This window comes from Anaerocaecibacter muris, assembly GCF_943192945.1.
Lineage (GTDB): Bacteria > Bacillota > Clostridia > Christensenellales > Pumilibacteraceae > Anaerocaecibacter > Anaerocaecibacter muris.
In genome coordinates, this window is sequence record NZ_CALPCE010000006.1 from 24,936 (window position 1) to 39,733 (window position 14,798).

19 protein-coding genes and 1 other RNA gene are annotated in these 14,798 nt (G+C 51.6%); 19 read left to right on the top strand and 1 reads right to left on the bottom strand.

All coding sequences use genetic code 11. The features are described 5' to 3' along the window. Position 1 precedes the first annotated feature (1 nt). The 10 genes from NFR57_RS06500 to NFR57_RS06545 all read left to right on the top strand — a co-directional run bounded on the left by NFR57_RS06500 (position 2) and on the right by NFR57_RS06545 (position 9,457). Positions 2–1,279, top strand: coding sequence for a hypothetical protein (locus NFR57_RS06500; RefSeq protein WP_251183030.1), 1,278 nt, complete (start codon positions 2–4; stop codon positions 1,277–1,279). A 253-nt stretch (positions 1,280–1,532) separates the two neighbouring features. Then, entirely contained in the window at positions 1,533–1,766 is a 234-nt protein-coding gene (locus tag NFR57_RS06505) for a FeoA family protein (RefSeq protein ID WP_251183031.1), read from the top strand. Between the two features lie 113 nt (positions 1,767–1,879). Then, positions 1,880–2,116: a FeoA family protein gene (locus NFR57_RS06510; protein WP_251183032.1), complete on the top strand. Its 237-nt coding sequence runs from the start codon at positions 1,880–1,882 to the stop codon at positions 2,114–2,116. A gap of 40 nt (positions 2,117–2,156) precedes the next feature. Beyond that, entirely contained in the window at positions 2,157–4,448 is a 2,292-nt protein-coding gene (feoB, locus tag NFR57_RS06515; protein ID WP_251183033.1) for a ferrous iron transporter B, read from the top strand. Continuing rightward, complete coding sequence (locus tag NFR57_RS06520; protein WP_251183034.1) at positions 4,445–4,693, top strand: hypothetical protein; 249 nt, start codon at positions 4,445–4,447, stop codon at positions 4,691–4,693. The genes feoB and NFR57_RS06520 overlap by 4 nt, the downstream gene beginning before the upstream one ends. 238 nt (positions 4,694–4,931) lie before the next feature. Further along, entirely contained in the window at positions 4,932–5,105 is a 174-nt protein-coding gene (locus NFR57_RS06525) for a zinc-ribbon domain-containing protein (protein ID WP_251183035.1), read from the top strand. A 140-nt stretch (positions 5,106–5,245) separates the two neighbouring features. Next, positions 5,246–6,898, top strand: coding sequence for a sensor histidine kinase (locus NFR57_RS06530; RefSeq protein ID WP_251183036.1), 1,653 nt, complete (start codon positions 5,246–5,248; stop codon positions 6,896–6,898). A gap of 219 nt (positions 6,899–7,117) precedes the next feature. Then, positions 7,118–8,374, top strand: a complete 1,257-nt coding sequence (locus tag NFR57_RS06535) for an HlyC/CorC family transporter (RefSeq protein WP_251183037.1) — start codon at positions 7,118–7,120, stop codon at positions 8,372–8,374. A 21-nt stretch (positions 8,375–8,395) separates the two neighbouring features. Next, a complete protein-coding gene (locus NFR57_RS06540; RefSeq protein ID WP_251183038.1) occupies positions 8,396–8,704 on the top strand; it encodes a hypothetical protein in 309 nt (102 codons plus the stop codon). A 57-nt stretch (positions 8,705–8,761) separates the two neighbouring features. Further along, complete coding sequence (locus tag NFR57_RS06545; protein ID WP_251183039.1) at positions 8,762–9,457, top strand: DNA alkylation repair protein; 696 nt, start codon at positions 8,762–8,764, stop codon at positions 9,455–9,457. Positions 9,458–9,510: 53 nt separating this feature from the next. On the opposite strand, the gene NFR57_RS06550 is transcribed toward NFR57_RS06545, so the two are convergent. Further along, entirely contained in the window at positions 9,511–9,900 is a 390-nt protein-coding gene (locus NFR57_RS06550; protein WP_251183040.1) for a zinc ribbon domain-containing protein, read from the bottom strand. 241 nt (positions 9,901–10,141) lie between these two features. On the opposite strand from NFR57_RS06550, the gene NFR57_RS06555 reads away from it, so the two are divergent. The 9 genes from NFR57_RS06555 (at position 10,142) to NFR57_RS06595 (ending at position 14,792) form a co-directional block, all read left to right on the top strand. Further along, a complete protein-coding gene (locus NFR57_RS06555; protein ID WP_251183041.1) occupies positions 10,142–10,816 on the top strand; it encodes an HAD family hydrolase in 675 nt (224 codons plus the stop codon). A gap of 2 nt (positions 10,817–10,818) precedes the next feature. Continuing rightward, positions 10,819–11,538: an HAD family hydrolase gene (locus tag NFR57_RS06560; RefSeq protein WP_251183042.1), complete on the top strand. Its 720-nt coding sequence runs from the start codon at positions 10,819–10,821 to the stop codon at positions 11,536–11,538. A 161-nt stretch (positions 11,539–11,699) separates the two neighbouring features. Then, entirely contained in the window at positions 11,700–12,257 is a 558-nt protein-coding gene (locus NFR57_RS06565) for a TetR/AcrR family transcriptional regulator (protein ID WP_251183043.1), read from the top strand. Positions 12,258–12,458: 201 nt separating this feature from the next. Further along, positions 12,459–12,850, top strand: a transfer-messenger RNA (tmRNA) gene (gene ssrA, locus NFR57_RS06570). 60 nt (positions 12,851–12,910) lie between these two features. Continuing rightward, positions 12,911–13,399 (top strand): hypothetical protein, encoded by a 489-nt coding sequence (locus NFR57_RS06575; RefSeq protein WP_251183044.1) that lies wholly within the window; start codon positions 12,911–12,913, stop codon positions 13,397–13,399. Between the two features lie 252 nt (positions 13,400–13,651). Further along, a complete protein-coding gene (locus tag NFR57_RS06580; protein WP_251183045.1) occupies positions 13,652–13,798 on the top strand; it encodes a hypothetical protein in 147 nt (48 codons plus the stop codon). 20 nt (positions 13,799–13,818) lie between these two features. Beyond that, complete coding sequence (locus NFR57_RS06585) at positions 13,819–14,001, top strand: hypothetical protein (RefSeq protein ID WP_251183046.1); 183 nt, start codon at positions 13,819–13,821, stop codon at positions 13,999–14,001. A gap of 94 nt (positions 14,002–14,095) precedes the next feature. Then, positions 14,096–14,251: a ribbon-helix-helix protein, CopG family gene (locus tag NFR57_RS06590; RefSeq protein ID WP_251183047.1), complete on the top strand. Its 156-nt coding sequence runs from the start codon at positions 14,096–14,098 to the stop codon at positions 14,249–14,251. Positions 14,252–14,276: 25 nt separating this feature from the next. Then, the gene (locus NFR57_RS06595; RefSeq protein WP_251183048.1) at positions 14,277–14,792 is read left to right on the top strand and encodes a helix-turn-helix domain-containing protein; all 516 of its coding nucleotides are present in this window, start codon (positions 14,277–14,279) and stop codon (positions 14,790–14,792) included. Positions 14,793–14,798 lie beyond the last annotated feature (6 nt).

Genomic DNA, 14,798 nt, shown 5'->3' on the forward strand with positions numbered 1-14,798 from the left:
AATGAAAAATCGATTGAAACGCTTTTTTCTGTCGATGTTTTCGGACAAGTACGTCGCCGAAAGCACCGAGTACGGCATAGGCAATCTGCTTATCACGAGCATGCTTGCCGCGGTTTTGCTGTTTGTCGGCGCGTTTGTCGGGCGATATTATCTGTTCGGCGCGGACTATAAAAGCGCGGCGCAGTTCCGCGAATTTGCTTACCGCGCGTGTATAGACGGCGATATTGCGTTGCGCGCCGACGGTACGGGCGCGGCGGTCGTCACCGTCGGCGGGGAACGGGTTGCGGTCAACACCTATGCGAACGCGGCGGATAAAGAAAAGTACGGCGCAAACGGTTACGGTCTGATTGTCGATCCCGCGCCGTCGTCCGCATACGACGATTTTACCGCGTACTGCGTAAGCAAAAGCGACGGCTCGGAAATAACCTACAAGGCGTACCGCGAGTTGTCGGATGCGGACAAAAAACAGTATAAGTTTGCGGTTAGATACGGCGGCAAGCCCAAAACGATTGACCAAGCGCAAGCCGACGAATATCTTGAATTTTTAAAGGCGACGGACAAAGCCAAAGACGAGCTTGCGAAAATAGAGGAAAGCAAAGGCTCGGCGGCGGTTGACGATTACCGCAACGCGCTGTGGGCGTTGTACGTCGAGCATTACTATCCCGGCATTAAAAGCGCGACGGGCGAGCAAGTTCCCACGCTGGGCGGCTACTACTACGCGTTTGTCGCGGACAGCGAAAAATACCTGTGTATATTCGGCGACATGACGACCGTCGCGTTTGTCACAAACGTCGGCAAGCGCGTGACGATAGGGTTTTATTACGACGGTAATACCGTAGTGGAATCGAGCGCAACTCTGTCGCGCGCGGCGAAGCAGTCGCAAGTGGACGGGTTTATAAAAAACGGCTACTTCGTCGGCATGACCGCGCGAATATTTTCCGATTTTGCGGACTGGATTTTAACCGTACTGTTGGCGGAACTTGTCATTGTACTTAATATCGTTATCTGTTGGATAGTGTGCCGTCGGCTTAATATCGAGCTTTGCCGCACGTTTTCGGACAGCGCAAAAGCGGTCGGATCGTATTCGCATGTCGCCGCGTTCATGTCCGCGACAGTCGCGTTGTTTTCGGGCTTCTTCCTGGTCGGCATGGCGGTTTCGCTTGTCGGCGCGCTTGTTTACTTTGCCGCCATGACTGCGCGCACGGCTGTGCTCATAGTGCGGCGTTATAAAAAGGAATTGCGGGAATACGAACAGTCCGAGGGCGAAACGGCGCAGTAACTTATAGCGATTGACAGTTGCTTATAATCGTCCGACGATACCTAATATAACTATTAAACCGCGTTGCGCTATACCGTGCGCGCGGTTTTTCGGTGCGGCGTTTTTTTGCTTGATTGTTTTTTAAAAATCTTTGTCTATTCGCTTGACAAAGCGTAGAAGTAAGATCTATAATAAACGCGTCGGTTGCTCATTGCTAACCAAAGTTGCATATTGCGAACAACCGATAAATACACTGTATGAGGAGCGTGTAATTATGTCTTTGACACAAGCCGCAATGGGCGAATCCGTGTTGGTCGTAAGAGTGAGTGCGGACGGAAGTATCCGTCGCCGCTTGCAGGACCTCGGAATTACTACGGGCGCGGAGCTTACGCCGCTGTCCTTTGCCGAGGGCAATATGATTGTTCGCGTGCACGACGCGCGTATCGCCGTCAACGACGAGCTTGCGCGCACTATCACCGTTACCAAACGCCCCGCGTTCGCCCTGTAATAACGGGCGCGCTTTTTCGGGCGTTTTTATTTGCCGTGCGGTTAGCTGTTGCTAACTGAAATTAGCGGGTGCGAACCGCGCGGTTTGCAATAAATATTCAGGGAGGCAAGCATATGGATAAAAAGCTGTCCGAGTTTAAAGCGGGCGACGAAGGCGACGTTAAATCGGTTGCGGGCGAGGGGCGAATTCGTCGGCGGCTGTTCGACATGGGCATAACGCCGTCGGCGCATATAGTCATGCGCAAGGTCGCGCCGCTCGGCGACCCGATAGAAGTCAACGTCCGCGGATACGAACTGACATTGCGCAAGAGCGAGGCGGAGTGCGTCGTTATGACTGTAAACGAGCGGTGATCGGTAAGCCGCAAGACTAAAAAATCAAAAGGAGCAAGCAATGAAAATAGCGTTGATAGGAAATCCCAACTGCGGCAAGACCACGCTGTTTAACAGGTTGACGGGTAGCACCGCGCACGTGGGCAACTGGCCGGGGGTGACGGTCGAAAAGCGCGAGGGCGTGTACAAGACCAAAAGTCGCGCCGCCGAAAAAGTCGAAATAGTCGATCTCCCGGGGGTGTATTCGCTTTCGCCGTATACGCCCGAGGAGGTGGTATCGCGCAATTTTATGATAGACGGGCAACCCGATCTGGTAATCAATATTGTGGACGCGACCAATTTGGAACGCAACTTATATCTTACGACGCAGGTACTCGAAGCGGACGTGCCCGTGCTTGTCGCGCTTAACATGACGGACGTGGTCGAGCGCGACGGCGACGTAATAGACGCGGGTAAGTTGGAGTCCGAACTGGGCGTGCCTGTCGTGCCGATAAGCGCGCTTAAAGGCGCGGGCGTGGACAAAATGATGGAGCGCGCGCTGTCCGCGCCGCGCGAGCGGTCGGGCGTTACGGTGCTCGGCAAAGCATTGTCCGACAAGCTGGACGTCGCGCTCGAATTCTACAAAAGCGAGGGCGTAAAATCCCCGCTGTTCCACGCGGTCAAGCTACTTGAAAACGACGAAACGGAGCTTGCGCGCGCGGGCGCGAAAGAGGCTGCGCAAAAGATAGGCGCGGGCGAGGACACCGAGGCGGCTGTCGTGGACGAGCGATATAAGTACATAGTGGCAAAGCTCGCCGTCGCGCGCACGCGCGGAAAAAAGGAAAAGTTTTCGCGCTCGGACAAAATAGACAGGGTGTTAACGCACCGAATTTGGGCGTTGCCCATTTTTGCGGTAATATTGTTTGCCGTGTTCCACGTGACGTTTGCCGAGGATTTTTTGTACATAGGCGCGTGGGCGAGTTTGGGCGGCGGACTGCCCGCCGTGTCCAAACTGGGGCTGAACGAGGGGCTGCAAACTTTTGTCGGAATATTCTATGACGGCGCGGTGTTCTCGCCGGGTGTAATTCTGTTTAACATGTTCGACACGTTGTTCTCTACGATTCAGGACGCAATTGGCGGCGCGATAGGCGCGCAATGGCTGTCGGGGTTGGTCGCGGACGGCGTGCTGGGCGGACTGTTTGCCGTGCTCGGTTTTCTGCCGCAAATACTTATGTTGTTTATGTGGTTTTCCGTCCTCGAAGACACCGGGTATATGGCGCGCATAGCGTTTGTACTCGACAGAATTTTCAGGCGGTTCGGACTGTCGGGGCGGTCGTTCATGCCCATGATCATGGGATTCGGGTGCAGTGTGCCCGCCATGATAAACACGCGCACGCTGTCCGACGAGAACGAACGCATTGCGACGATACGCGTAATCCCCTTCTTTTCGTGCGGCGCGAAGTTACCCATACTCACGGCTATAGCGGGCGGAATAAGTCAATATTTCGGAGTGGGCAACGCGGAGTTTATCACTTACGGCATGTACCTTTTGGGCGTGTGCGTGGCGATCGTTTCGGTGCTGTTAATGCGGCACACGACCATGCACGGCAGTATTCCGCCGTTCATAATGGAATTGCCCGCATACCGCCGTCCGAGGTTCAAAAGCCTCATGCTCCACCTTTGGGATAAGGCAAAGCACTTTATTAAAAAAGCGTTTACCGTCATATTCGTTTCGACGGTCGTAATTTGGCTGTTGTCGCACATCGACTTCGCGTGGCAATACCTGCCCGACGAAAAAATGAACGAGTCGATTTTGGCGTCGATAGGCAAACTTGTTCAACCGCTGTTTACGCCGCTCGGCTTCGGCTCGCAGATAGGCGAATACGGCTGGGTGTTCGCGGTGGCGGCGCTCACGGGGCTTATCGCCAAAGAAAACGTAATAGCGACGTTCGGAACGCTGGGCGCGTGCCTTATCGCGTTGGGCGCGAACGTAGGCGGTGCGACGGGCGACATGTTACTCGGCGACGAGGAGGGCATAACTTCCGCCGTTGCAATGATAACCGCGACGGGAATTTCCGCGCCCGCGCTGATAGCTTTTATCGCGTTCAACATGCTTACCGTGCCTTGCTTTGCGGCGTGCGCAACGGCAAAAGCCGAGCTTAAAAAGGGCACGTTCCGCATGACGTTGCTGTTTTGGATAGTCACGAGCTACACGGTGAGCGCGGCTGTGTACACCGTAGGCGCGTGGTGGTGGACGCTGTTTATTTGGCTCGCCGCCGTCGCTGCCGCTGTGACGATAATAGCGTTGTTCAATAAAGGCAAGATAAAACTGCCTCGGCGCAAAGTTAAAAACGACGGAGGCGAAACGAAGTGAGCGGTTGGGAAATAGCTTTGCTTGTCGCGCTTTGCGCGGCGTTTGCGGTCGCCGTTGCCGCGGTTATATATAATAAGGTAAAGGGCAAGGGCTGTTGCGATTGTTGCGACTGCGCCGAGCGCGACGGCAAAACCGATAAATCGCATTGCGGCGGGTGTTGCGCGCAGTGTTCGGGCATGCCCGCGCGGTGTTCTTCGCGTAGCGAGGACGGCGGCGGCGCGGACGAAGCGGACGGGCAAGAGTGAGTTATAGATATGCGCACGGCATGCGCGGCAAGATAAATTCGGCGCAAAATGTAGCGAATTTGGCGGCGTGTGAATTGTGAAAATACTGTTGACAAGCGCGTGTTATTGTGTTATCATATACGTACAAGTTTTGAAAATAGCATACAAAACGATTGTGGTCTATAATCCCCATATCTCGTTGCCTAATTCATTTGTCTGTCGTTTTTGAAAGTTGAATCTTTAAAGGAGTGAGCTCTCTATGACAGACAAGGTATTGACGTGCAGAGATTGCGGCAAGGAATTTACGTTCACCGCTGGCGAACAAGAGTTTTATGCCGAAAAAGGCTTCGAGCACGAACCGACGCGTTGCCCCGAATGCAGAAAGGCGCATAAAGCACAGCGCGCCGCTATGCGCAACGGCAATCGCAACTGATAATATATAGTCAAACGCAACAGAGCTTGTTCGACAGGCTCTGTTTTTTTGCGAAAAAATCAGCGAGCGCAAGCTGTCGCGCGGCTTTACGCCGTACTGTTGACAAGCCGCGCGCGGATTTGATATACTTAATATGTATCATGAAAAACTCGGAGCGAAACGATAATAGCGACTGCGATTCGACCGCGTGCGACACAGCGACGGACGGACAAGCCGCGATTGCGGAACAAACGCAAAGCGCGGACGTTTCGGACTGCGCCGACAGCGGCGTTGCCGCATGTCAAAGCGCGGACGCGGCGTGCGGTAACAAGCCCCGAAAACCGCGCCGAAGAATAATCAACACGGTTTCGCGCCGCACGACCCTTAACTATATAGTTTTTTCGCTTATTCTGCTCGCCGTGCTGTGGATAGCGTTTTTTATCATGCTGTACGGGTTTTACGACACTATACTCAAACACGATATAGAGGACGTGGGGCATATAGCCGCGTCGGCGTTTCCCAAACAGTCGGACAGCAACGGCATGCAGTTGTTTTACAAGCATCGATTGCCCGAGATCGCGCGCGACAATTCGGTAACGGTTACGGTGTTCACGCTCAACGAGAACGGCGATGCGGAAGTCGAAATCACGGTGGACAACATGGGAAACGGTGTCGACGAATCGAGCGACGTTTTCGACGCCGTTATGATTGCGGTCAATTTTAACGCGACGTTCGCCAAAAACAGCAAAGCGCAAAAGGTGGATACTTCGCTCGGCGTGTTCCTATGCTTCGGCAGTCGGCACGAGGTAAAACATGCCGACGGAAGCGGCGGAATAATGTACATGCTTGTTTTAAAGCATTACGACGTGATCAATCCGCAAACAAATAAAATACTGTACATGCTAATCCTGTGCACGTTTATCGTGCTTGTGTTTACGTGCGTGTTTTCCTATTTCGTGTCGCGGTTCCAAACAAAACAGCTAAAAGATTTTTCGCAAAAAGCCAAGCGCCTCGCCGACGGCGAAATAAACGTCATGTTTTCGGGAAGCGGGTACGAGGAGTTCGAGAGCTTGGCAACCGCGCTCAATGCCGCGACGGACAAGTACGAAAAGTCCGAAAAACTGCAACGCGACATTATAGCCAACGTTTCGCACGATATAAGAACGCCGCTTACCATGATCCGCGCGTATGCCGAAATGTTGCGCGACATGCCTGTTGACGATGACAAGCGCAAAAAAACCGCGGGCGTAATAATTTCCGAAACCGAGCGGCTTGACGCGCTTACCGCCGACATGCTCAACTATTCCAAACTTCAATCGGGCGTTGTCGAGTTTAAGTTCGAGCCGTGCGACATTTCGCAGATAGCGCGTTCCGTACTGATGCAATTCGATATTTACAGCGAACGCGACGGTATAAAGTTTTTGAGCGAGATCGATAGAAAAGCCATTGTCAACTGCGACAAACCGCGTATAGAACAAGTTTTGTATAACCTTATCATTAACGCAATTAACTATTGCGGCGACGATAAGACTATTATCGTGCGCGTTACGGACGCGCAAAACAAAGTGCGCGTCGAAGTGGAAGATCACGGCAAGGGCATAAGCCCGCAAGAGATCGATGCGGTTTGGGACAGGTATTACCGCACCGCGCACGCGGCGCGCGCCGCCGTCGGGTCGGGACTCGGTCTGTCGATATGCAAAAACATACTCGCCGCGCACGACGCTCAATTCGGCGTGCTGTCCGAGCAGGGTAAAGGCTCCGTTTTCTGGTTCGAGCTGAACAGCGCGAAAATCAGGGGGGGGGGGGCGACCTAAACACGCCGCAGTGCATAGATTGAGAGCATGCGTAAAGTCTTGACAAACGCGCATCGCCGTGTTATAATTATCATCAATAAGCGGCGGAAACGGGTAAACATCCCCGTAACGCTCGCGCATTTATCGGAAAACGAACGCTTTACATATTTACATACCTGCGGCGTGCGTTGCGATAAACGGATAAAAAATAAATATTCAGGAGAAAACAATCAGTCCCTCATGGACCCATCTCAAATAGGTATATTAGCGGCTTTAATCGTACTTGTAATTCTTTCGGCGTTCTTTTCGTCGTCGGAAACAGCTTTCACGAGCGTAAACAGGGTTCGGCTTCACACGCTCGAAGCCGACGGAGTAAAATGGGCTAAACGCGTCGGCAAGATGGTTGACGGTTACGACAAGCTGATAACGACTATTCTTATCGGCAACAACATCGTCAACATCGTAGCGTCGTCGCTTGCGACTATATTCTTTGTGGGACTTATAGGCGGATCGAAAGGCGTCACCGTTTCGACGGTGGTAATGACGCTTGCCGTTTTGATTTTCGGCGAAATCACGCCCAAAACCATAGCGAAGGAACACCCCGAAGGCTTTGCGCGCATGTTCAGCGGCTTGCTCTGGGGCTTGGAAGTTATTTTCTTTCCGCTCACGTGGATTTTTTCGCAGTGGAAAAAACTGTTGCTTAAAATCTTCAAGTTCAAAAAGACCCCGGGCATTACGGAAGACGAACTGTTGACCTACGTCGAGGCGGCGCACAGCGAGGGCGGTATCGACGAGCACGAGTCCGAACTTATCCGTTCGGCGATTGAGTTCGAGGATATGGACGTCGGCGACATCATGATCCACCGCGTGGGCGTGGTGGCGGTGTCGGACGAGGACGGCATGGACGTCGTTGCCAAAAAGTTCCGCGAAAACAGCTATTCGCGCATGCCCGTGTACAGCGGCACTATCGACACGATTGTCGGCATTGTGCACGAAAAGGATTTTCTTATAGCCACGCTCGACGGCGCGGATAACTTCCGTTCGTGCATACAGAACACCGTGTGTCTGTCCGAAAACATGAAAATATCGGCGGCGTTGCGCATGATGCAAAAGGGCAAAATCCACATGGCGGTCGTCGTGGACGAGTACGGCGGCACGAGCGGCATTATAACCATGGAGGACATACTCGAAGAGCTTGTCGGCGAAATTTACGACGAGCACGACGAGGTCGAGGAGTTTATCAAAAAGACCGACGACAACGTGTTTGTCGTCAAGGGCAACGCGCCGCTGTTGGACGTGTTCGACTATATCGGTTCGGATGTAAAAGAGGAATTCGAGTCCGCGTCGGTCGGCGGCTGGGTCACGGAGCAAATGGAAAAAATCCCCGTCGCGGGCGAGAGTTTCGATTATCACAACCTGCATATCACCGTAACCCGTTCCACGCCCAAACGCGTGGCGGAAGTCAAAATAACCGTCGGCGAGGCAGAGGAAGAATAACCGCGGCGGGCGGAGAACGTTATGGAAAATTTGTGGTTGAGGATATTGGTCGTCGCGGCGGTCGTAATAGGGCTTACGCTGTATCTGTACGACGAGGGCGCGCGGCGCGTGTATGACGTGTGTATCGCTGCGGTCGTCATTGTCGTTACAATCCCGTTATTCGCCGTTCTTGCGGCGGTGAGCGCGGCAAAGACCAAACGCGTGTTCGACAGGACGGACGGATTGAGGTTTACTTGCCCCGATAACGCTTTAAGCAAAATTCCGTTTTTTTTGCTTGTGTTCGTCGGCAGGCGCAACATAATGCCCGTAAATCTTTTTAAAAAAGCATAAGCCGATTCGCGCCGAAAATCACCGCGCGCGATAACATGATAAGACGACGGAGAAATTATGATGAACGAATATTATCTAAAACTCAAAGCCGAGCTTTACGCCGCTTCGGACGAACAGTATAACGAATTCAATGCTAAAATAGTAAACAGCGAACAACGCACTATCGGCGTGCGTATTCCGCTAATCAGAAAATTGGCAAAGTCTGTTCCCGCCGATAAGCGCAACGACGTTATGAACGGATTTTTCGCCGACCCGGACAAGACGTATGAGGATATAATGCTGTGCGGCATTGTTTGCGCGGGCAAGGGCGACTATGCCCAAACGCGCGATTATCTTAAACGCATTATTCCGCTGTTCGGGTCGTGGGCGCACCCCGACTGCGTTATCCCGAGTTTAAACTGGGTCGATAAGGACGAGTTTTTGCGCGACTTTGCGTATCTGCTCGATTGCAATGGTCAGTATGAAGTGCGGTCATACATAATTTTCCTGTTCGACTGTTTGACAGCCGACCGTATCGATTTCGTCATAAATACGCTAAAAGCGGTGCGGTACGGCGACTATTACGTCGATATGGCGGCGGCATGGTTGCTCGCCGAGTGCCTTGTTAAGTTTTACGATAAAACTTTGCCGCTTTTTCAAACGCCCGTGTTCCCGCGCTTCGTGCACAATAAGGCAATACAAAAAGCGCGCGAGAGTTACAGAGTGTCGCCCGAATCAAAAGCGTATTTAAATTCGCTCAAACTTAAAGCATAAAAAAACTCCGTCGAAAGAGATGCCGACGGAGTTATTTGTTTAACCGATTATGCTTAATAATACGGATAATATACGTATGGATCCCATGTCGCAATTATTACTATAACAGCAATAACGTAAATAATAATCGATATGATGCTTATAACCACGCCCGCGACAGCCAAGCCGTGGTACTGACGTTTTTTAAGTCCCATAATAGAAAGAATTAAACCGACTATCGGGAATATGAACGCAAATATAAATCCGATTATCGCCATGGAATTTTCTTCCGTCGGCGCGGTCTGTTGCCATTGGTTTTGCGGTTGCTGAACGGGCGGCGGATTGTAATTCGTTTGAGGCTCGAACGGGTCGATATAGGCGGGCGACGAATTTAAAGCCGCGCCACACGACGGACAAAATTTGTCGCCGTCACGCACTTGCGCGCCGCATTTAGTGCAATACATTTTTCTTTCTCCTTATTTATTTAAATGTTTTATATAGATGTCGTTTAGCTGTGTGATTAGTTAACAGCTAATTTACATTATATATCACAATGCGCAATTTGTCAAGCGCAGTAGAAAAAGTGCGAAATTCAGCCGTTGCAAGCCGCCGTCGGCGGTATTAAATTATGTTGATTAACGCGGGAATTTGACAAAAATTAAAGAACCTATTGCAAAAATGTTACAAAGAGTATATAATAGTGGCATGAAAACTTTTATATTCGACCTTTACAATACACTGATCGATACTCGCACGGACGAGCATTGCGAAAAAGCGTGGACGCCCGTCGTTGAGTTTTTTGCGACCAAGCGCATAAAGACCGACTGGAAACGGTTGTGCGCCGAATTCGACAGATATTGGAAGTTGTTTAACGAACGCGAGGCGGCGGAGCACAAGTTTTTGTATCCCGAATGTGACTGCGTTACGCAGTTCGAGAGCATTGCGCGGAGCGTGGGCGGCAAGCTGTCGCGCGAGGACGCGGCGCACGCCCTGCGCCTTATGCGCAAAGGATCGATAGAGCGGTTACGACTGTTCGACGGTACGACGGAGTTGTTGGACGGTCTGCACGCGCGCGGCGCAAAGGTCTATCTTTTGAGCAACGCGCAAGCGGCGTTCACCGTCGGCGAAATAGCCGAAGTCGGGCTGGCGGACAAGCTGGACGGCGTGCTGTTGAGTTCGGACTGCGGGTGCAGAAAGCCCGATCCCGCGTTTTACGAAATGCTGTTCGATAAGTTCGATTTGGACAAGCGCGACGCGGTTATGATAGGCGACGACATGCAAAACGACGTGCGCGGCGCGGAGCGGTTCGGTATTCGCGGGCTGTGGGCGGACGGCGGCGCGGCGGCGCACGCGGCGGAAATTTTGGCTTTGGCGGACTGAATATGAGCGGCGACGGGAATATAATGTGTAAGATTGACACGGTCATTTTCGACTTGGACGGAACGCTATTGAATACGCTCGACGACTTGACGGCGGCGGTTAATCATGCGCTCGGCGCGTTCGGCTTTGCGCCGCTCGCGATAGAACGGGTAAGGCGGTATGTCGGCAACGGCGTGCCTAAACTGATTGATCGCGCGCTGTATTTTTCGCAGACGGGCGCAGACCCGACCGAGGCGGACGCGTTTGACGACAGGTCGCTCGCGCACGCCTGTCTTGCGGTGTTCACCGAATATTACGACAAGCACAATGCGGATATGACAAAGCCTTACGACGGCGTTGCGGAAATGTTGCAAGCGGTCGCGGCGTGCGGACTTAAATCCGCGATTGTAACGAATAAGTACGACGGCGCGGCGCAAATTCTTAAACGCAGGTTTTTCGGGAGCGTGGATGTTGTCGTCGGCGCGCGCGAGGGTGTGCGTCCCAAACCCGCGCCCGACGGGGTTTGTATGGCGTTGGAGGAGTTGCACGCGGACAAGTCGCGCGCGGTGTACGTCGGCGACGGCGAAACCGATATTGCTACGGCAAAGAATTGCGGCATGCCCGTTGTGGCTGTTTCTTGGGGGTTTCGCGACAGAACCGCGCTCGCGGCGCTCAATCCCGACTATATAATCGACGACCCGCGCGAACTTGTTAAGACGTTGCGCAACGCGGGGCTGGTGTGATAATATCACTTGATTAGTAAAGATAAAATGCGACTGTCGAGTGTGCTGTCGGTAAAACTCGGCGCGACAATGTTTGATTGTATTCGATATAAACCGAATTGCAAAATCTTAATTCGGCGCTATAAGGCGGGCGATGTGTTGCCCGTCGGAGGAGGGGCAAAGTGAACGCGAACGAACACAAAATCAACGCGGGCAGAGCGCGGTCTATGGATTTGATAACGACCGCCGTGTTCGAGCTTTTGGAAACACGATCGTACGCGCATATATCGGTGACGGATATTTGCGCAAAAGCGGGCGTTGCGCGCAAAACGTTTTATAGGAATTTCGATTCCAAAACGTCGGTAGTCGAGCGACTGGTCGATCAGGTGTTTTACGAGTTTATGCAAAAGTACGACTTTAAGACGTCGGGCGCGCGCAAAATATATCAGTATTGGTACGACTATATACTGTGCACGCGCGAGTTCGCTTTGATATTTTTCGACCCCGACTTGTACGTGTTTATCACCGAAAAAATAAGGGAGTTCGTCGAAATCGAGCTGGCGGAAACATTGCACAATTCCGCGTCGTTCGACCCCATGCTTGGCGATTACTATTTGAAATTCGCCGCCGCAGGCATAGCGTCGATCATGCGCGAGTGGATGAAAAACGACTGCCAAACCCCCGCCAAAACAATGGCGGCGCTAACGGCAAGACTGTTGAGCGGTATTGTCATGTTGTAGACAAGGCGGCGACGGAACGACAGAAAAGATTGAACAAACGGTCGAAAAAGGTGATAAAAGTTTGCGCAAATATTCGGGAGAGGTGAGGGGGTTGTCGAAATAAGTCGAAAAGCGTCGAGAGCGCGGCGCGAACGGTCGAAAAAAAGCAAAAGGCGCAAACGGTTGCAAATCCGATTAAAACGGTGTATAATAAAAGTACATGGGGATGTACAGGCTTCGACGGCGCGGCGTAGCGACGGAAAGCAAGTGGTAGGGTCGTCTACCTAAAAAACGCAAAAGGCTATAATTGCCAACAAAAACGAAAACGCCAAAGTCATGAAGTTCGCGGCTCCCGTCGCGGCTCCGGCAATGGCATTCGCAGCTTAATTTAGTTGCGGCGTTCGTCCCCGCTACCTATCGGCGGTGCGGCGAGCGTAATTCAACGGTAGGCTCCTCGGCGCGGTTGCGGTCGAACCGAACCGAGTAACAAGACCTTGCGCGCACAAACCTCTGTATATCGCGGTTTGCGCGCGGACACCGAGCGATAAACTAAACTTGTAGAAGTCCCCGCAAACCCGCGTCGGAAACCGGTTCGATTCCGGTCATCTCCACCATCTGCTTGAAAGGGCGCGTCTTGCGCTCTTTTTGCATATCGTGCAATTAAAATAATATTTATGAGGTTAAAACTTATGAAACTCAATGTTTTTTACGGCGATACTAAACACGGGAACGTTGTAGATTGCGACAGCTTTGAGGACGCGGAAAAACTTATAAGGGAAAGCGCGGGGAAAGGATTTGCGAATATCGTGTTAAACAATAAGAAATATCCTCAAATGCAAATTAAAATAAACGGCGATTTGGCTTTTGTCATGTATGACGGCGCAGTCGGCGAATGTATCGAAGAATTTGACGACTGCGCAGACGACGACGCGGACGACGATGTTAAAGCCGATATGTATTATAACGACAACTTCTATTTCCCGTCGTGGTTTTCGCGCGGCAAATACGATAAGTCCGTTAAATTTTTGGCGGGGCGTTTCAAAAAACTGCGAGCCACCGAAGCGCATTACATTATAACGTTGGAACAGGCAATCGAGTGCGTCAAACAATTTTACATTAACAAAAGCCGATCGGAAAGCATTAAGTGGGAACGCATTATATAATTTATTCCGTTTTTACGGTCGGTTTTTTGTTGCGGGCGTAGGTTGAACGAGGCGGCGACGTGCGCCCGAGCGCGTTTTGCGCAGTTTTCACGGTGCGTATTCTGTCTTAACACATAATTAAAAGCAGATTAAAAATGCGGTACGGTGCAAAAATGTTGATTTAGAATAGGTTTGTAACATTCGTTACAAGCCTTTTTTGATAGGTTCGTAGCAAATGCTACGAGCCTATTTTTATTTTTGGAGGGTACACAAATGTCTTGGTACACAAATGACGATTACGATGACGCGAGAGCAAACGCTGACGAAGCGGCAGCTTATAATGAAAACTATTATCGATACTTAACCGAAGAAGAACACGTTGACCCCGAAGAGGCGTATCGAATGGTTTACGGCAGTTAATTGGGGGGGGGATAGACGATATGAAGATGCACCGCAAACAAAAACACATAACAGCTTTAATCAAAAACGATCGCGGCGAAATATGCCACCGCATAAAGGACATTGTGAGAATGGCGCTCGGTCGGAACGAAATGGTGGACGATACCAAAAAATACATAGTTGAGAATTACAAAGAGTACACGGTTGAGTTTGTACTCGAATAACCCCGCTGACGAGTCTTTGAAAATTAAGACGAAACGACCGCGCTCGGCGCGGCGTTCGGGGCAACCCGAATACTACAAGGAGGTAAAGCTATTTATGGGCAAGGGAAGCACGTTGAGCAAAGAGAAGCGCTTTACGCTGTGCGTTCCGAAAGACACGTTCGACAAGTTGAGCGAGCGCGCCAAGCAAGAGCAAACGAGCGTGAGCGCAATCGTAAGAAAGCTCATTATCGACGGCTTGGCAAAAGCGTAGCAAAAAAATTACGAGGGAGGTGATTATGCCGAAATATAGAGAGCTACGCGAAAGAAAAGGCTTGCAAGCCAAGCAAGTGGCAGATGCGGCGAGCATCGACGCAACAATGTACTCGCGGTTCGAGAATTATCGGGCTTTACCGATACCGGGCGACTTCGAGCGCATAACCGAAGCGTTACAATGCTTGCCGACCGACATTTACACCCCCGAAGAGGTCCGACTTATACCGAGCGTGAACACCGCGACGGAAGCGACCGGCGGGGCAAAGGCAATCAGAGAAACGACCGAATACAAAATGACGGTACGGCTCAACAACGACTGCCGCAAGGTATTGACGAGAGAAGTGCTGCAGCAATGCGGGTTCAAAAGCATTAACGAATGGGTGATCTATTGCGTGATGCAGCTCAAAAGCCAATACGAAACGGCAAACAAAAAAGCCCCGCAGCCTTACGCAACAAGGCACACGGAGCAGCCGAAACAAGGTATATCACAATGCCGACCCGGTGTCATTCTATCACAAGTAAACCCATTTGTCAAATAGGAGGAC